This window comes from Enterobacter cloacae complex sp. 2024EL-00711, from assembly GCF_047529885.1.
In the GTDB taxonomy this organism is placed as follows: domain Bacteria; phylum Pseudomonadota; class Gammaproteobacteria; order Enterobacterales; family Enterobacteriaceae; genus Enterobacter; species Enterobacter ludwigii.
In genome coordinates this window covers 116,979-135,060 of sequence record NZ_JBLIZC010000008.1, presented here as the reverse complement: position 1 = coordinate 135,060, position 18,082 = coordinate 116,979, and the positions used below count along the sequence as shown (strand labels likewise).

The following is an 18,082-nucleotide window of genomic DNA, read 5'->3' as shown; positions in this document are numbered from 1 at the left end:
ACCGGGAATGTCCCGGTTTTTTGTCTGGCTCAGCGCGTTTTTTGTCGGGGAGCGCTCATGCTTACCCGACAAAACAGGGTTATGGTTTACCCACAAACCCAATCGCCTGGTACACCGCCTTAAGGGTTTCAGACGCGCGGGCACTGGCTTTTTCCGCGCCCTCTTTCATCACTTTCTGCAGGAACGCTTCGTCGTTACGGTAGCGGTGATAACGCTCCTGCAGCTCGGTCAGCATGCCGGAAACGGCATCCGCCACTTCCCCTTTCAGGTGACCATACATCTTGCCTTCGAAGTGTTGTTCCAGCTCAGGAATGCTCTGGCCCGTCACACCGGAGAGGATATCCAGCAGGTTGGAGACGCCCGCTTTGTTCTGCACGTCGTAACGCACAACAGGTGGCTCATCCGAGTCGGTCACCGCACGCTTGAGCTTTTTAACCACCGATTTCGGGTCTTCCAGCAGGCCGATAACGTTGTTGCGGTTATCGTCAGACTTGGACATCTTCTTGGTTGGCTCCAGCAGCGACATCACGCGTGCGCCGGATTTTGGAATGAACGGCTCAGGCACTTTGAACACGTCGCCGTACAGCGCGTTAAAGCGCTGGGCGATATCGCGGCTCAGCTCCAGATGCTGTTTCTGATCTTCGCCAACCGGCACCTGGTTGGTCTGGTACAGCAGAATGTCTGCTGCCATCAGTACCGGGTAATCAAACAGACCGGCGTTGATGTTTTCTGAGTAGCGCGCGGATTTATCCTTGAACTGCGTCATGCGGCTCAGTTCGCCGAAGTAGGTGTAGCAGTTTAGCGCCCAGCCCAGCTGCGCATGCTCTGGCACGTGAGACTGAACGAAAATGGTGCTCTTCTCAGGATCAATTCCGCAGGCCAGATACAGTGCCAGGGTGTCCAGGGTGGCTTTACGCAGCTTCTCAGGATCCTGACGTGCAGTGATAGCATGCAGATCCACAATGCAGTAAATGCAATGGTAATCATCCTGCATGCTGACCCACTGACGTAACGCACCCATGTAGTTACCAATGGTCAATTCACCTGACGGCTGTGCGCCACTAAAAACGATGGGCTTAGTCATTATTCAATTCCTGATTATCACTGTGCGAAAGCCCGAGTGCGGGCAACAAATCTTTGAAGTGGTCGAACACGACGTCCGGCTCACTCAGCGTGATGGCCTCACCGTAGTTGTAGCCATAGGTTAATCCCACTGAAGGACAACCCGCCGCTCTGGCAGCCAGAATATCATTGCGGGAATCACCGACAAAGAGCAGCTCCGCGGGCGTTAAGGATAATTTTCCTGCCACCAGCAGTAACGGTTCCGGATGCGGCTTTTTGTTCTGCACATCATCACCGCCAACAATGACGGAAAAATACTTCGCGATATCCAGCGCTTCCAGCAGAGGGGCGACAAAAGGTGTCGGTTTGTTTGTCACCAGCCCCAGCGGAATGCCGTTGGCATGAAGCGCACTCAGCGTTTCTGCGACATCCGGGAACAGGAAACTGCCCTCTTCGACCGTCTCTTCATAGAAACGATTGAACAATTTACGCAGGATACGCAGCTGTTCTTCCTGCGGGATATCCGCATGATCCACGCTCGGTTTACCCTGTGCGGAACGCTGGGACACACGCTCCTGGCGGGCCCATGTCAACGCGCGCTCCATCAGGACATCGGCGCCATTGCCAATCCACGTGATGACACGCTCTTCGCCCGCAACGGGCAGTTCAAGAGCATACAGCGCCTGGTCTACGGCGCTGGTTAAGCCCGGCGCGCTGTCGACCAGCGTGCCGTCGAGGTCAAATGCGATACCCCGGGTTGCCTGCAATTTATCCATGACTTACCTTCGCCAGTTCACGGCGCATTTCATCAATGACTTTTTTGTAATCCGGTTGGTCGAAAATCGCTGAACCTGCAACGAACATATCCGCGCCCGCTGCCGCAATTTCACCAATGTTATTCACTTTTACACCACCGTCGACTTCCAGACGAATGTCGTAACCTGACTCATCAATACGACGGCGCACTTCACGCAGTTTATCCAGCGTATGAGGGATAAACGACTGACCGCCAAAGCCCGGGTTAACGGACATCAGCAAAATGACATCCAGCTTATCCATCACATGGTCGAGATAGCTCAGCGGCGTAGCCGGGTTGAAAACCAGACCCGCTTTACAGCCATTCTCTTTGATGAGCTGCAGCGTGCGATCCACATGTTCAGACGCTTCAGGGTGGAAGGTGATGATACTGGCTCCCGCAGCGGCAAAATCAGGCACGATACGGTCAACAGGCTTCACCATTAGATGAACGTCAATCGGCGCGGTAATACCATAGTTACGCAGCGCTTTAAGCACCATCGGGCCAATGGTCAGATTAGGAACGTAGTGGTTATCCATAACGTCGAAATGGACGACATCCGCGCCCGCCGCGAGTGCTTTTGCAGTGTCTTCACCCAGGCGGGCAAAATCGGCCGACAGAATTGAGGGAGCAATCAAAAACTGTTTCATCCGCATCTCCTTGAAATGTGTTTACCGGCGGGCAAAACGGCTCAGGGGCGATAAAGAGCCAGGAGTTCGTCCACCTTTTTACGTGTGCCGCCGTTGCTGCTTATGCTACGCCGCACTTTGACCTGAAAATGCTTCGCGGCTTTGTACCATTCGCGCGTATCAGGGGTATCGTGATTCGAAATTAACACCGGAATTCTTTTGCTGACCAGCTTTTCCGCCATCTCCGCCAGACGGGCCTGCTCGGCCGGACTGAAGCTGTTGGTGTGATAAGCGGTGAAATTTGCCGTCGCGGACAGCGGTGCGTAAGGCGGGTCGCAATAGACCACCGAGTTTACGCCTGCCAGCTCCATGCACTCTTCATAGGAGAGACAGTGGAATTCGGCATTCTGCGCTTTTTTAGCAAAGTGATACAACTCATCCTGTGGGAAATACGGACGCTTATAACGGCCAAACGGCACGTTAAACTCACCACGAAGATTATACCGGCACAGACCGTTGTAGCCGTGTCGATTGAGATAGAGGAACAACAGCGCCCGACGGAACGGATCCTGACTCTGATTAAATTCAGTACGGAACTGGTAGTAAACGTCCGGATTATTGTGCTCGGGTGTAAACAGCTTCCGAGCCTCTTCCACGTACTCGTCGGTCCGCAGCTTGACGATGTTGTAGAGGCTGATGAGGTCGCTGTTGATATCCGCCAGGATATAACGAGAAAAATCGGTATTCAGGAATACCGATCCAGCGCCCACAAAGGGCTCGATAAGACACTCGCCTTTCGGCAGGTGCTTTTTAATATCATCGAGCAGGGGGTATTTCCCCCCTGCCCATTTCAGAAAAGCGCGATTTTTTTTCATGCTGACTAACTGATTACACCTTCTCCGGCTGTGGAGAAAGCTCCGACAGCATCCTGCGCTTTAAACATTACTTCAGATCAGCCTGAACCTGATGAATTGGCTTAGCCCATGGGTTTTTCGCCTGAACGTCGGCGGGCAGCGTTGCAACAGCACGTTTTGCTTCATCTTTTGAAGCATAAACGCCACTTACCAGCACGTACCACGGCTGACCATTACGGGTCGTCTGATAAACCACATAGTTTTTCAGATTTGTTTTCTTCGCCCAACCGTTGAGGTTGTCATAGTTAGACGAACTGCTCAGCTGCAGCGTGTAATTGCTGGACGGGGCTGACTTCAGCGAACCGACGTTACCTGCAGTCTTGCCTGCTGCGGCGCTGGTTGTTGCCGTTGCTGCAGGTGCAGTTGCAGTAGGTGCAGTTGCAGTTGGTGCCGAAGTGGCAGCCGGTGCCGTGGTGGTCGCCGTTGCTTTCGGTGCTGTCTGCGTAACCGGTGCTTTTGCCGGTTCGCTCACCGTGGCCGTTTCAGTACGTTTTGTCTGAGCTGGCGCTTTCACTTCAGGCGCTTTGACGACTGCCTGAGGTTTGGTTTCACGCTTAGGTTCAATCACAGCCTGCTTACGTTCAGGACGGGTCGCAGGTTGCGTCTGGCGCGGTTTGGTTTCGGTTGCAGCCGTTTGCGGCTGAGCGTTACCACCGCGGATCGGCGCAACGGTCGCAGGTTCAGTTGGCAGCGTAGAGTTAACCACGGCATTGTCCACCTGCGCCTGATTTTGCGGCTGCGTCAGGGCATTGTTCAGGTCGCCCTGAACTTCTACACGCTGCTGGCCTTCCGGCGTGGCAGGTGCCTGACCCTGTGCGGGGGTAGAAGAAACTGGCGGCAGAGAAACATCCTGCGGCTGTGTTGTATTTCCGGCAGTCTGCTCGGCGGAGGTGGTACCCGGCGCTGGCTGCGCACCATTCGCCTGATCGGTCGCATCGTTACCAGAGAGGCTGATGCTCTTCTCAGTGGATGCCGCTTGCTCACCGGAAGGGGTCGAAGGCGCTTTTAGCGCAGAACCAATACCGACAATCAGCAGCACGAGCACCAGAACGCCGAGTCCCATCATGATGTACTGGCGGGAGGCGGGTTTCTGCGCAGCGGCTTTTTTACGTTTACGTGGGCGACGCTCTACAGGCTCTTCGTCCATTGAATCTTCTTCGGACTCATAACCCTCTTCTTCTTCTCGCTCATCACGCGCGTTGCGGCTACGCGAAGGGCGACGATCGTCTGCATCCAGATCAACATCGTCAAAGTTGATCTGCGGCTCGTTATCACGTTCTGAAGATTGACGAGAACGACCAGTACGACGATCGCTGGGATCGGGTTTCAGCTCGTCTTCTGGTTTGAATTCATCCATTTAACACCCCACTCAAAGGCTTATGCCAACGACTTTGCATTTCGCCTGAAGCTAAACGACCACCTGTAACAGTGGCCTGACCTTTCTAGTTGTTACGCCTGCTGACAGTCAGCAATAGCGCCAAGAACCACATCATGCGGCACTCCGCCGCGTACTTCACTCTTCCCTATTGCAAGCGGGAGTACAAGACGCATCTCACCTGCCAATACTTTTTTATCGCGCATCATGTGGGGTAAATACGCTTGTGCCGACATCTCTTTCGGCCCGGTTACCGGCAAGCCCGCACGCTCAAGCAGCGTGATGATGCGTGCCGTCTCTTCCGGTTTAAACTGCCCCAGACGTTCAGAAGTGCGGGCAGCCATTACCATTCCGGCAGCGACTGCTTCACCGTGAAGCCAGTTACCGTAACCCATTTCGGCTTCAATCGCGTGACCAAACGTATGCCCAAGATTCAGTAAAGCACGTAAGCCCGTTTCACGCTCGTCTGCAGCGACAACTTCCGCTTTCAGCTCACAACAACGACGAATGCAGTAAGCCAGTTTCGCCTCATCCAGGCGCAGCAACGCATCCATATTCTCTTCCAGCCAGTCAAAGAACTCGCCATCCAGAATAATGCCGTATTTGATCACTTCAGCCAGGCCAGAAGCCAGCTCGCGTTTCGGTAGGGTTTTCAGACAGTCGAGATCCACCACCACCGATGCCGGCTGGTAGAACGCGCCAATCATATTTTTACCGAGCGGATGGTTAACGGCCGTTTTGCCGCCGACAGAAGAGTCGACCTGAGACAGTAACGTGGTAGGGATTTGAATAAAACGCACACCACGTTGATAACTTGCAGCCGCAAAGCCCGTCAGATCGCCCACAACACCGCCGCCCAGGGCAAGCAGTGTTGTATCGCGACCATGCGGTTTTTGCAGCAATGCGGTAAAGACGGTATCCAGTACCGCCAGGCTTTTATACTGCTCGCCATCGGGCAGAATCACACTGTCGACTTTAACGCCCGCCTGTTCAAGCAGGTGGCGAACGCGGTCGAGATAAAGCGGAGCCAGCGTCTCATTGGTGACCAGCATCGCCTGATCACCCGCTTTCAGTGGTAAAAAGGAAGCTGGGTCGTTAAACAAACCAGCCGCGATGGTGATTGGGTAACTACGTTCCCCGAGAGTAACTGTAATCCTCTCCATGACGCGACATCCACCTTTAATGCTTTTACCCGCAGGCGATTGTATATAAAGCCAGAATCAGTTGCTTTCCAGCATATGAATAATCTGGTTTGCAACCACTTTAGCGCTCTGATCGTCAGTACGAATGGTCACATCAGCAATCTCTTCGTACAGCGGATTGCGTTCATCGGCCAACGCTTCCAGAACTTCGCGTGGTGGCGTTTCAACCTGCAGCAGCGGGCGCTTTTTATCGCGCTGCGTACGTGCCAGCTGTTTTTCGATGGTCGTCTCGAGATAGACCACTACGCCACGGGCGGAGAGACGGTTGCGGGTTTCGCGAGATTTGACAGAGCCACCGCCTGTTGCCAGAACAATGCCCTGCTTTTCCGTGAGTTCGTTGATCACTTTTTCTTCTCGGTCACGGAAACCTTCTTCGCCTTCTACGTCGAAAACCCAGCCCACATCAGCTCCGGTTCGTTTCTCAATCTCTTGATCAGAATCGTAAAATTCCATATTGAGTTGTTGAGCTAACTGACGCCCAATAGTGCTTTTGCCGGCACCCATAGGCCCAACCAGAAAGATATTGCGTTTCTCTGCCATTTTATCGGTACTACTAAGACTATTCGTTAATGGTAATCCCCGCTTCGCAGACACCCGGCGTAGCAGGACATGAACTGAAACCTCATATGCAATAGAGCGAGAGTCAGACTAAAAATTATCTCAATACTCCGGCTTGTTTGGCAACTGATTAAATCACCGCACCAGACGCATAAGGCAATAAGACGTAAGTCCAACTCAAATCGGTACTCCTTGTATGCTAATTCATGCCCCACGTCAAACATCTGCAACAATCTGAATGCAAAATCATTGGGAGGATCGTGACTCTTCAGCGAATACCGACCAGTCGTGGTGTAATAAACACCACTAACTCCCGTCGTTCATTGTCCTTTCCGTCATGGCGAAAAAGCTGTCCAAGCCACGGGATGTTGCCCAGCCCGGGCACGCGATCGCTTCCGGTTTTATTCTTTTGCGAAAAAATTCCGCCCAGCGCCAGCGTTTCTCCACTTTTTACTTCCACCTGGGTTTCAATTTCTTGTTTATCGATGGCGAGCGTTTCACCATCGGCCTGCTGCAGCACCTGTCCTGGCATATTTTCACTGATGTGCAGCTTCAGGCGTACGCGACCGCCGGGCAGCACCACCGGCGTCACCTCCATGCCTAACACCGCCTCTTTAAATTCCACGGAGGTCGCCCCGCTGTCACCGCTGGAGACCTGATATGGGATCTCACTGCCCTGCTTAATACTGGCCGGTTGCATATGCGAGGCCAGCAGTCGTGGGCTGGCGATGATATCGACCTGCTGCTTTTGCTCCAGCGCCGACAACTCCAGATCCAGCAGCCTGCCGTTAATCCGCCCGATATTAAAACCCACATGGGTGGTGGCGTTTGCCACGGACAGATCGCTGCCAAGCGTTGTGAGTTGCCCGACCTTGCCCGCCTCCGTTGCGTCGGCGAGATTCCACTTCACCCCCAGCTCACGCAGGCTTTTTTCATTGATGGTCACGATATGCGCCGCCAGTTCCACCTGCTCGACAGGGATATCCATCTGCGTCGCCCAGTTCTGCAGCGTATCAAGCACCGCCTGGTTATCCCGTATCAGCAGACGGTTGGTACGCTTGTCGACAGACAAACTCCCTTTTGGACTGAGCAGTTTTTCCGCCGCTTTTTGCAGCTCCCCGGCGTCAGCGTAAGAAAAAGGTATGCTGTGCGAGACCAGCGGTGCATCAAGCTGTCGGCGTGTCCGCTCCTGCTCTTTGCGTTCCAGCTGTTCACGCTGCCAGGCTGCGGTGTGAACATAAAAAATCCCCCCTTCTTCATGCAGAACAAGCCCGGCGCTGGTGACGACCGTCTGTAGCGCCTGTCGCCAGGGGACGCGTGTCAGATTGAGCGACAGCGTGCCGCTGACATCTGGCGATACCACCAGATTACGGTTCTCCTGTGCGACCAGCGCCTGTAGCACCTGCACCACCGGTACCTCATCCACCACCAGCGTGACCGGCTTTGGCGCGGCGGCCCACAGCGGATGACTGAACGCCAGCAGACACAGCGTTATCCTTATGTTCATTCCTTTTCGTTCCTTCTCGTTGCCACGTCCATTGTCTGGGTTCACATGCATCCCCCACATCGACGACCAGTTCCCTTTCATTGAGGGCCGTTACCCGCCAGCCCACCGGGAGATGTTGTTGCGGTGTCAGGCGATGCCAGCGCTTTTGCCCGTCCTGTAAAATGCCAGTGTCCTGAGTGCCGCCCACCATCCCGTGGTAATGCCACTGCGCCAGTTGCCCTACCGCACAAGGGTCATCCGGCGGGCGAAAAGGATCCCGCATCCCGGTCACTAACAGGGCGCAACTCACCAGCAGGCAACGCGCGCTATTTCGCATGCTGCTCCTCCAGCTCCACCCGCAGGCGTAATGCCGAACCCTGTGCAGAGAGAGCAAAGGCGGCAACCTGAACATCCCGCTGCGCCAGCCGGCTGAAAACAATCGGGATGGCCTGCCATTCAGCATCCAGCGTCAGTTCCCCTCCGTTTTGCGACGGCTTCCAGTGAACCAGTCTTGTACCCGCCCCCTGAAACTCGAGTGGCGAAAAAGGCGTCATTACCGTGGCTTCACGGGGGGCGTGACGCCGCGGCACCTGACTGGCGGCGGGCCATAGCGAGACATTAACCTGTGCGGCCTCGCTGACCTGCCGCTGAAGTTCAGCCACCTGCTTTGCAACCGGTCGAAGCACCATGCCCCATGTCGTACTCCCCAGAAAGAGAACGCTCAGACACCAGCACAGCACCCGCCATCGGGGGCTGCTTTCGCACCAGCGTTCGAACAAGGTTTCCACGCATTAGCCCTCGCTTCGCAGATGAAAGGTGAACCTCCAGCGCCCCAGGTCATCCTGCTGTAATTCCCCCGTCGGCCCCGGGGTAAACCCCGCCATCTTTCCGAGCCCATCCCGCAGAGCAGAGAGCGCGGGGAGTGTTGCGGCATATCCGGTTAACATCAGTGAAGGGGGCTGATAGCGCAGTTCGGTCAGCCAGACCTGAGATGGCATCATCCCGGCAAAGGACTCCAGCACCGGCTGCCAGGCGCGTCGTTGAGGGGCTGGCGCGGGCGTCGGCGTCTCCGTGCCTGACCTTGTACGAGACACCAGCGCCTGCTGCACGGACTGCATGCCCGCCAGTTGAATATGCAGCGCACGCGTCATCACGAGAGGATTCATCCGCAGGCTGAAAACCCCCATCAGTATCAGCAGCCACGTAGCGACAAACAGTACGCCCCAGAATCGCAGGCAGCGCACGCGTCGCTGCCGTCGCCACGGCAGAAAGTTCGTCATGCTCATTCCGGCACCTCACTCATGGCCAGCGCCAGCGCGACGGTATAATCAGCGCCGCATGCCGGCAGAGGAGCATGGCAACGAATCAGCGCGTCCCAGGGGGCTCGCTGGCTATCAAAGAGGGCAATGTCCTGCGGCGTGAGGGCCAGCAGTGCCGCGAGATCGGCCACGTTTTCCGCTTCCGTGGTAAAACGCCGTCCCCACTGATGGCGCATCGCCCACAGCCACTGATGCCCATCCCGCCAGGCGACACACTGCGCCGGCGCTACCGCAGGGAGAAGGTTCGCCAGCGCACTGGCATCCGGGGTGATCGTCACGAGCCGTAAACGCAACATCTTTGCCAGCGTCAGCAGGGGGTGAATCTCGTTGTTTTGTGCCGCGGTGACATGGAATGTATTGCTGAACGTATCCTGCGCATAATCAAAACAGAGCGTGTCAGCAGCCATCTCCAGTTCACGCGCGAGCGTCGCCCCCAGCCAGGAGAGCTGTTCGCTGTCGCGCAGCGCCACGCCCGGACGGGGAAGCGATCGTTGCAGCGTGCGTGCCGCCGGAAATGAGAGAAACACCCGGTGGGAGTGGGGCAACGTTTTCCGCCAGTCGCGCAGGGCGTCAACCAGTTGTTCAGGCTGGCAAATTTTGCCATCCCGGATAATCCCGTCGGCCAGAGTGATCGCCCACCAGCGGCACAAACGCCAGCCCGACCGCTCCCGGGCCAGCGCCACTATCTGCACCCTATCCTGTTGAATATGAACGCCTGTTTGCCATGTTTTGAAAGCCATGCTTCACGATCTCCTTATCGCCCGTCAGGTGACGGCTATATCAATGAATCAGGCTTGCCTTTATACTACCGCGCGATTGTTTAGAAACTGCCCAAGTGAAACCAAATGGGAAATCTCCGGTGAAGTTCGTAAAGTATTTATTAATCCTTGCAGTCTGTTGCATTCTGCTGGGAGCAGGCTCGATTTATGGTTTGTACAAATATATTGAGCCGCAGCTGCCTGATGTCGCTACGCTTCGCGATGTGCGACTCCAGATCCCGATGCAGGTCTACAGCGCCGATGGCGAGTTAATGGCGCAGTACGGCGAAAAGCGTCGTATCCCGCTGACCTTAAATCAAATTCCGCCCGTGATGGTCAAAGCCTTTATCGCTACCGAGGACAGCCGTTTTTACGAGCACCACGGTGTCGATCCGGTGGGGATTTTCCGTGCTGCAAGTATTGCGCTGTTCTCCGGTCATGCCTCTCAGGGGGCAAGCACCATTACACAGCAGCTGGCGCGTAACTTCTTCCTTAGCCCAGAAAAGACCCTGACCCGTAAGATCAAAGAGGTGTTCCTTGCGATCCGTATTGAGCAGTTGTTGAGCAAAGACGAGATCCTTGAGCTGTACCTCAATAAAATCTACCTCGGCTACCGCGCCTACGGTGTTGGTGCGGCCGCGCAGGTGTACTTTGGTAAACCTGTCGAGCAGCTGACGTTAAGCGAAATGGCGACCATTGCCGGTCTGCCTAAAGCACCATCGACCTTCAACCCGCTCTACTCGCTTGAACGCGCTACGGCGCGTCGTAACGTCGTCCTGTCACGTATGCTGAGCGAAGGCTATATCAGCCAGAGCGAGTACGAACAGGCGCGCAACGATGTCATCGATGCCAACTACCATGCGCCGGAGATTGCCTTCTCTGCCCCTTATCTCACCGAAATGGTGCGTCAGGAGATGGTGAGCCGCTACGGCGATAAAGCCTACGAAGATGGCTACCGCGTTTACACCACCGTGACCCGCAACGTTCAGCAGGCGGCTCAGGAAGCGGTGCGTAACAACGTGATGGATTACGACATGCGCCACGGTTATCGCGGCCCGTCAAATGTGCTGTGGAAAGTCGGCGAAAGCGCCTGGGACAGCAAAAAAATCACCAGTACGCTGAAAGCGCTGCCCACCTATGGCCCGCTCCTTCCTGCCGTGGTGACTCAGGCCGATCCGCAGGAAGCGGTGGCAACGCTGGCGGATGGAACGTCTGTCTCCCTGCGTATGGACGGGATCCGTTGGGCTCGCCCGTACCGCTCAGACACCCTGCAAGGCCCGACGCCGCGTAAAGTGACGGATGTCGTCCAGACCGGACAGCAAATCTGGGTACGCAAGGTGGGCGACAGCTGGTGGCTGGCGCAGGTGCCAGACGTTAACTCGGCCCTGGTGTCCATCAATCCGCAGAACGGTGCCGTGCTGGCCCTGGTCGGTGGGTTCGATTTCAACCAGAGCAAATTTAACCGCGCCACCCAGGCGTTGCGTCAGGTTGGATCCAACATCAAGCCGTTCCTCTACACCGCAGCCATGGATAAGGGCCTGACCCTCGCCAGTATCCTGAACGACGTGCCTATCTCCCGCTGGGATGCCGGTGCCGGTTCTGACTGGCAACCGAAGAACTCACCGGCGGAATATTCAGGCCCTATTCGTCTTCGTCAGGGTCTTGGGCAGTCGAAAAACGTGGTGATGGTGCGCGCAATGCGTGCGATGGGTGTCGACTATGCCGCGGAATATCTGCAACGCTTCGGTTTCCCGGCTCAGAACATCGTGCGCACCGAATCGCTGGCGTTAGGCTCTGCGTCCTTTACGCCGCTTCAGGTGGCGCGGGGGTACTCGGTGATGGCTAACGGCGGCTTCCTGATTGACCCGTACTTCATCAGTAAAATCGAGAACGACCAGGGTGGCGTGCTGTTTGAAGCGAAGCCGAAAATTGCCTGCCCTGACTGCGATATTCCGGTCATTTACGGCAATACGCCAAAATCTGAGGTGATTGAAAACAAGGACATGGAAGACGTTGCCGTGTCTCAGGAGCAGACGAACCCTGTGTTGCCGCAGCCGCAGCTGGAACAGGCTAACCAGTCGCTGGTGGCGCAGAGCGGGGCGCAGGAGTATGCACCGCATGTCATCAACACGCCGCTGTCGTTCCTGATAAAGAGCGCGCTGAACACCAACATCTTCGGCGAACCTGGCTGGCAAGGGACCGGCTGGCGGGCAGGACGTGATTTACAGCGCCATGATATCGGCGGTAAAACGGGGACAACAAACAGCTCGAAAGATGCGTGGTTCTCCGGTTACGGTCCGGGCGTGGTGACGTCAGTCTGGATCGGTTTTGACGATCATCGCCGTGATTTAGGCCGCACCACGGCTTCAGGCGCGATTAAAGATCAGATTTCTGGCTACGAAGGCGGCGCGAAGAGTGCGCAACCGGCCTGGGATGCCTATATGAAATCCGTGCTGGAAGGCGTTCCGGAGCAACCGCTGACGCCACCACCGGGCGTGGTTACCGTCAATATCGACCGCAGCACCGGGCAGCTCGCCAATGGCGGCAATAGCCGTGCAGAGTATTTCATCGAGGGCACGCAGCCGACCACACAGGCGGTGCATGAGGTGGGTACAGAAATCATTGATAACGGCGAAACGCACGAGTTGTTCTAACGGGCAACGTAAAAACGGCAACCTCAGGTTGCCGTTTTTTTTGTTCTCTCACATGTTGTGGACATCAGGCTGTTATAACCGCCCCTGCCCCTTCAGCCATTCGCGTACCAGGAACAGCGCGCTCACGTTGCGGGCCTCGTTAAAGTCAGGGTCTTCGAGCAGGTCCATCATATGGGCCAGCGGCCAGCGAACCTGGGGCAGTGGCTCCGGCTCGTCCCCTTCCAGCGATTCTGGATAGAGATCCTCAGCAACCACAATGTTCATTTTGCTGGAAAAATAGGAGGGTGCCATGCTCAGTTTTTTCAGGAACGTCAGTTCGTTCGCACCAAAACCGACCTCTTCTTTGAGCTCGCGATTGGCCGCCTCAAAGACCGTTTCACCCGGATCGATGAGCCCTTTCGAGAACCCAAGTTCGTAAGATTCGGTTCCCACGGCATACTCGCGGATTAAGATCAGATGGTCGTCGACGACAGGAACAATCATCACCGCTTCGCGCGAAGAAGGGCGCATACGTTCGTAAACGCGACGCACACCGTTGCTGAACTCCAGATCCACACTTTCGACATTAAACAGGCGCGATTTTGCGACTGTTTCAACATTCAGAATGGTGGGTTTTTGTAGTGGTTTGCTCATCGTGATGGGGTCTTAGCAGTGGGAACTGGCTTTATTGTGCGATACGCCGCACGGTTTCGGCAATGTCAATTGTTCTGTATTTACATTTATGCAACGTAACAGGAATCAATCCTCAATTCAAAACAAATGTCAAGAGGTTGAAATGTTTCCAGGAATTTGCTGATATCGCGCCATAACAGGCTTTGCTATCATCATCGGTCACTGGGATGCGCTTCAGAATGCTCAAGTTCGACTCCATACTTGCCGATAGCCAACCACAGACTCTCATTCAATGTTAAAGGTGCTACTGACTACACCTGTAAGAAGATAAGTAAGATGGGGAAAGCATGAGCACCATTTTGATTGTTCTCGCTGCTATGCTGGCCGGCGCATTGGTTGCAGGGTGGGTATACAGGCGTCGCGTAAGGCGTCGTTACCGGCTGCCCTTTTTAAACGCCTTTGCCGGTGCGACGACGCGTAAACTGACGCAAGAAGAGCGCGATGCAGTAGAAAACTATCTCGAAACACTGAACCGTTCTCAGTTAACACCTGGGCCGACGGGGGCAACTGCTGCGCCGGTGGCGCTCAAGTTAAATGCGCAAAGTGACACAGTGCTCAGTGTGACGCGCTCCATCACCCGCTATGGCATCACCACAGACGATCCCAACAAATGGCGCTATTATCTGGATTCGGTTGAAGTGCATCTGCCCCCGTCCTGGGAGCAGTACATTAATGACGAAAACAGCGTAGAGCTGATCCATACCGATTCGTTGCCGCTGGTTATCTCACTCAACGGCCATACGTTGAATGAATATCTTCAGGAAGCCCCGCGTTTTGCGCTGGAACGCGCAAGCTCAACGCAGGCCTCCATTCGTGGCGAAGAGACAGAGCAGATCGAGCTGTTGAACATTCGCCAGGAGACGCATGAAGAGTACGCCCTGAGCCGCCCTGACGGCATTCGCGAAGCGATTCTGATCGTGGCCGCGTTCCTGCTCTTTTTCATCTGCCTGCTGACGCCGGATGTGTTTGTCCCCTGGCTGGCTGGCGGTGCGGTGCTGTTGCTGGCAGCCGGGCTGTGGGGGCTCTTTGCCCCGCCGGCAAAAACCTCGCTACGTGAGATCCACTGCCTGCGCGGTACTCCTAAGCGCTGGGGTCTGTTCGGTGAGAGTGACCAGGAGCACCTCAATAATATCTCGCTCGGTATTATCGATCTTATCTACCCGCGCCACTGGCAGCCGTGGATTGCCCAGGATTTAGGGCAGAAAACCGATATCGATATCTACCTTGACCGCCATGTGGTGCGCCAGGGGCGCTTTTTATCCCTGCATGATGAAGTAAAAAATTTCCCGCTTCAGCACTGGTTACGCAGTACGGTCATTGCCGGGGGGGCAGCGCTGGTGTTTATCATGCTTCTGCTGTTTGTCCCGCTGGATATGCCCATTAAATTTACCCTGTCATGGATAAAAGGAGCGCAAACCATTGAGGCAACCAGCGTCAACCAACTGGACGAGGCTGGCGTGCGGGTCGGTGATACGCTGCGCCTGAAGGGCACCGGGATGTGTAACATTCATACGCCTGGCGCATGGAATACGCGTCAGAGCTCGCCGTTCATGCCGTTCGATTGCTCACAAATTATCTGGAATGATGCGCCGCCGCTGCCGCTGCCGGAATCTGAGGTTGTTAATAAAGCCACGTCGCTTACCCAGACGGTCAACCGCCAACTGCACCCGAAACCCGATGACGACTCACGCGTGAGCCCTGCCCTGCGCTCGGCCATTCAGAAATCGGGGATGGTGCTTCTGGACGACTTTGGTGACATCGTTCTGAAAACGCAGGATTTGTGTTCCGCTCATGACGAATGCGTACGTCTCAAAAACGCCCTTGTGAACCTGGGTAACAGTAAAGACTGGGATTCGCTGGTGAAACGCGCGGAAGCGGGCCGGCTGGATGGCGTTAACGTGCTGCTGCGTCCGGTCAGCGCCGAGTCGCTGGATAATCTGGTCGCCACGTCAACCGCACCCTTCGTGATGCGCGAAACTACCCGCGCGGCGCAGGCGCTGAACAGCCCGGCACCGGGCGGCTTTGTGATCGTCAGTGATGAAGGGAGCGACCTGGTCGATCAGCCATACCCGCAGGTCGCACTTTATGACTACCCGGCTCAGGAACAGTGGGGCCAGTTCCAGCGCCTGGCGCAGATGCTGATGCAGACGCCGTTTAGCGCTGAAGGGATTGTGACGAGTATCTTTACCGATGCCAACGGCACGCGCCACATCGGCCTGCACCGCATGCCGGACAGCGCAGGCCTGTGGCGCTACATCGGCACCTCGCTGCTGATGATTGCGATGCTGGTATGCATTTGCTGGAACGGTTTTATGGCGCTGCGTCGCTATCAGCGCTCACGCACCAGGCTTGCCGACATCCAGCAGTATTACGAAAATTGCCTTAACCCTAAGCTGATCCCCTCCTCTGAGAGCCTGATCTGATAACGTCGATGCGCGACAAGATGTGCTACCCTGTCGCGCACGTTTCTTCAGGCTGGAGTTCCCCCTTATGCATCTTGATATCGCCTGGCAGGAGGTTGATACCGTTCTGCTGGATATGGACGGCACGCTGCTCGATCTCGCCTTTGATAACTATTTCTGGCAAAAGCTGGTTCCGGAAACCTATGGTGAACAGCAGGGGATCTCCCCGGCAGAAGCGCAGGAATTCATTCGTTCGCAATATAGCGCGGTGCAGCATACGCTAAACTGGTACTGTCTTGACTACTGGAGCGAGCGCCTCGGTTTGGATATTTGTGCCATGACCACCGCCCAGGGCCCGCGCGCCGTACTGCGTGAGGATACCGTGCCTTTTCTGGATGCGCTGAAAGCGAGCGGCAAGCGCCGTATCTTGCTGACCAACGCCCATCCTCACAATCTGGCCGTGAAGCTGGAGCATACGGGTCTTGCTTCGCACCTTGATTTATTACTTTCCACCCACACATTTGGTTATCCGAAAGAGGATCAGCGGTTGTGGCATGCGGTGGCGGAAGAGACCGGTTTGCAGCCGGAACGCACGTTGTTTATTGATGACAGCGAGCCTATTCTGGATTCCGCGGCCAGGTTTGGCATTCGCTATTGTCTGGGCGTTACCAATCCTGACTCTGGCCTGGCTGAAAAAAGCTATCTGCGCCATCCGGGGCTGAACGACTATCGCCAGATGATCCCCTCACTGACCGTGAAGGAGAGGCCATGAAAGAAAAACCCTCTGAAGGGGTAAGACTGGATAAATGGCTGTGGGCGGCCCGTTTTTATAAAACGCGCGCCCTTGCCCGCGACATGATTGACGGCGGTAAAGTGCATTACAACGGCCAGCGCAGCAAACCGAGCAAGCTGGTCGAACTGAATGCCACCTTAACGCTGCGTCAGGGCAACGATGAACGTACCGTGGTGATTAAAGCCATTACTGAACAACGACGGCCCGCAACCGAAGCCGTCCTGCTGTATGAAGAGACGGCTGAGAGCATTGAAAAACGCGAGAAGACCGCGCTGGCGCGCAAAATGAATGCGCTGACAATGCCCCACCCGGACCGGCGTCCGGATAAAAAAGAGCGCCGCGATCTGATGAAATTTAAACACGGTGAGACCGAGTAACCCTCACCTGCACGAGAGACTATTATGGCCCAACACGACCAATTACACCGCTATCTGTTTGAACAATTCGCCGTGCGCGGCGAGCTGGTCACCGTATCCGAAACCTGGAAACAGATTCTGGAAAACCACAACTACCCGCTGCCGGTGAAAACCCTGTTGGGCGAACTGCTGGTTGCCACCAGCCTGCTGACTGCCACCCTGAAATTTGCCGGGGATATCACCGTGCAGTTGCAGGGTGATGGCCCTATGACCCTGGCGGTCATCAACGGTAATAACCAGCAGCAGATGCGCGGCGTGGCGCGCGTACAGGGCGATGTTCCTGAAAACGCGGACCTGAAAACGCTGGTGGGTAATGGCTATCTGGTCATCACCATCTCCCCGGAGGAAGGTGAGCGCTATCAGGGCGTGGTTGGCCTCGAAGGCGATACGCTGGCGGCCTGCCTGGAAGATTACTTCATGCGTTCTGAACAGCTGCCGACGCGTCTGTTCATCCGCACCGGTGAAGTAGACGGTCAGCCTGCTGCTGGCGGTATGCTGCTGCAGGTTCTGCCTGCGCAGGACGCGCAGACCAACGACTTCGAGCACCTCGCGACCCTGACGGAAACCGTCAAAGCAGAAGAGCTGTTCACCCTGTCGGCGACCGATGTCCTGTGGCGTCTTTATCACGAAGAAGAAGTGACGGTTTACGACCCACAGTCGGTGGAATTTAAGTGCACCTGTTCACGTGAACGCTGCGCTGGCGCGCTGAAGACGCTGCCGGATGAAGAGATCGACAGCATCATGGCGGAAGACGGCGAAATCGATATGCACTGTGACTACTGCGGTACGCACTACGTGTTCAATTCGATGGATATTGCTGAGATCCGCAACAACGCCTCCCCGGCGGATCCTCAGGTCCACTAAGCAAAGCCTGCCCTCACTTTGCCCTCTCCCTTTTGCGAGAGGGCAACGTGCAAAAAAGCCCTCTCTGGCTGAATCGTTTTTAACACTGTAACTCTTACGTAATTTTCTTACGTGTATGCGATTACATTCACATTCCTTCCGATAAAATCACCAGCCATTAACCTTTTCGGAACATTTTCCCC

The 18,082-nt window shown here is 55.6% G+C and carries 18 protein-coding genes; 5 read left to right on the top strand and 13 right to left on the bottom strand.

Annotated elements, in window-relative coordinates:
- Positions 1-79: 79 nt before the first annotated feature.
- From trpS to ACMVME_RS19655, 12 genes are all read right to left on the bottom strand, one after another.
- Positions 80-1,084, bottom strand: a complete 1,005-nt coding sequence (trpS, locus tag ACMVME_RS19710; protein ID WP_014171943.1) for a tryptophan--tRNA ligase — start codon at positions 1,082-1,084, stop codon at positions 80-82.
- Positions 1,077-1,838, bottom strand: coding sequence for a phosphoglycolate phosphatase (gene gph / locus ACMVME_RS19705; protein WP_020884582.1), 762 nt, complete (start codon positions 1,836-1,838; stop codon positions 1,077-1,079). The genes trpS and gph overlap by 8 nt, the downstream gene beginning before the upstream one ends.
- Entirely contained in the window at positions 1,831-2,508 is a 678-nt protein-coding gene (rpe, locus tag ACMVME_RS19700; protein WP_014885523.1) for a ribulose-phosphate 3-epimerase, read from the bottom strand. Before rpe ends, gph begins: the two co-directional genes overlap by 8 nt.
- A gap of 41 nt (positions 2,509-2,549) precedes the next feature.
- Positions 2,550-3,362, bottom strand: coding sequence for an adenine-specific DNA-methyltransferase (gene dam / locus ACMVME_RS19695; RefSeq protein ID WP_014171946.1), 813 nt, complete (start codon positions 3,360-3,362; stop codon positions 2,550-2,552).
- Positions 3,363-3,429: 67 nt separating this feature from the next.
- The gene (gene damX / locus ACMVME_RS19690; protein ID WP_047366225.1) at positions 3,430-4,758 is read right to left on the bottom strand and encodes a cell division protein DamX; all 1,329 of its coding nucleotides are present in this window, start codon (positions 4,756-4,758) and stop codon (positions 3,430-3,432) included.
- 92 nt (positions 4,759-4,850) lie between these two features.
- Positions 4,851-5,939, bottom strand: coding sequence for a 3-dehydroquinate synthase (aroB, locus tag ACMVME_RS19685; protein ID WP_020884580.1), 1,089 nt, complete (start codon positions 5,937-5,939; stop codon positions 4,851-4,853).
- A gap of 57 nt (positions 5,940-5,996) precedes the next feature.
- Positions 5,997-6,518, bottom strand: coding sequence for a shikimate kinase AroK (aroK, locus tag ACMVME_RS19680; RefSeq protein WP_003861630.1), 522 nt, complete (start codon positions 6,516-6,518; stop codon positions 5,997-5,999).
- 286 nt (positions 6,519-6,804) lie between these two features.
- Positions 6,805-8,043 carry a DNA uptake porin HofQ gene (hofQ, locus tag ACMVME_RS19675; protein ID WP_068795417.1) on the bottom strand — a complete coding sequence of 413 codons (1,239 nt, stop codon included), beginning with the start codon at positions 8,041-8,043 and terminating at the stop codon, positions 6,805-6,807.
- Positions 7,955-8,359, bottom strand: a complete 405-nt coding sequence (locus ACMVME_RS19670; protein WP_068795416.1) for a HofP DNA utilization family protein — start codon at positions 8,357-8,359, stop codon at positions 7,955-7,957. The genes hofQ and ACMVME_RS19670 overlap by 89 nt, the downstream gene beginning before the upstream one ends.
- On the bottom strand, positions 8,349-8,810 hold the full coding sequence (locus ACMVME_RS19665; RefSeq protein ID WP_068795415.1) for a HofO: 462 nt from the start codon (positions 8,808-8,810) through the stop codon (positions 8,349-8,351). The genes ACMVME_RS19670 and ACMVME_RS19665 overlap by 11 nt, the downstream gene beginning before the upstream one ends.
- A 3-nt stretch (positions 8,811-8,813) precedes the next feature.
- Positions 8,814-9,308: a PilN domain-containing protein gene (locus ACMVME_RS19660; protein ID WP_047954770.1), complete on the bottom strand. Its 495-nt coding sequence runs from the start codon at positions 9,306-9,308 to the stop codon at positions 8,814-8,816.
- The gene (locus ACMVME_RS19655) at positions 9,305-10,081 is read right to left on the bottom strand and encodes a DNA utilization protein HofM (protein WP_068795414.1); all 777 of its coding nucleotides are present in this window, start codon (positions 10,079-10,081) and stop codon (positions 9,305-9,307) included. Before ACMVME_RS19655 ends, ACMVME_RS19660 begins: the two co-directional genes overlap by 4 nt.
- Before the next feature lie 119 nt (positions 10,082-10,200).
- Between ACMVME_RS19655 and mrcA the strand changes: the two genes are divergently transcribed.
- On the top strand, positions 10,201-12,753 hold the full coding sequence (gene mrcA / locus ACMVME_RS19650) for a peptidoglycan glycosyltransferase/peptidoglycan DD-transpeptidase MrcA (protein WP_020884575.1): 2,553 nt from the start codon (positions 10,201-10,203) through the stop codon (positions 12,751-12,753).
- Positions 12,754-12,825: 72 nt separating this feature from the next.
- Here the strand turns inward: mrcA and nudE are convergent, their stop codons facing one another.
- Positions 12,826-13,386, bottom strand: coding sequence for an ADP compounds hydrolase NudE (nudE, locus tag ACMVME_RS19645; protein WP_014171956.1), 561 nt, complete (start codon positions 13,384-13,386; stop codon positions 12,826-12,828).
- Positions 13,387-13,712: 326 nt separating this feature from the next.
- Here nudE and ACMVME_RS19640 point away from each other — a divergent pair, with 326 nt between their 5' ends.
- The 4 genes from ACMVME_RS19640 to hslO all read left to right on the top strand — a co-directional run bounded on the left by ACMVME_RS19640 (position 13,713) and on the right by hslO (position 17,900).
- Entirely contained in the window at positions 13,713-15,848 is a 2,136-nt protein-coding gene (locus ACMVME_RS19640) for an intracellular growth attenuator family protein (protein ID WP_068795413.1), read from the top strand.
- A gap of 67 nt (positions 15,849-15,915) precedes the next feature.
- Positions 15,916-16,599 carry a GMP/IMP nucleotidase gene (gene yrfG / locus ACMVME_RS19635; RefSeq protein WP_025202858.1) on the top strand — a complete coding sequence of 228 codons (684 nt, stop codon included), beginning with the start codon at positions 15,916-15,918 and terminating at the stop codon, positions 16,597-16,599.
- Complete coding sequence (gene hslR, locus ACMVME_RS19630) at positions 16,596-16,997, top strand: ribosome-associated heat shock protein Hsp15 (protein ID WP_020884572.1); 402 nt, start codon at positions 16,596-16,598, stop codon at positions 16,995-16,997. Before yrfG ends, hslR begins: the two co-directional genes overlap by 4 nt.
- A 24-nt stretch (positions 16,998-17,021) precedes the next feature.
- Complete coding sequence (hslO, locus tag ACMVME_RS19625; protein ID WP_014171960.1) at positions 17,022-17,900, top strand: Hsp33 family molecular chaperone HslO; 879 nt, start codon at positions 17,022-17,024, stop codon at positions 17,898-17,900.
- Positions 17,901-18,082: the final 182 nt, after the last annotated feature.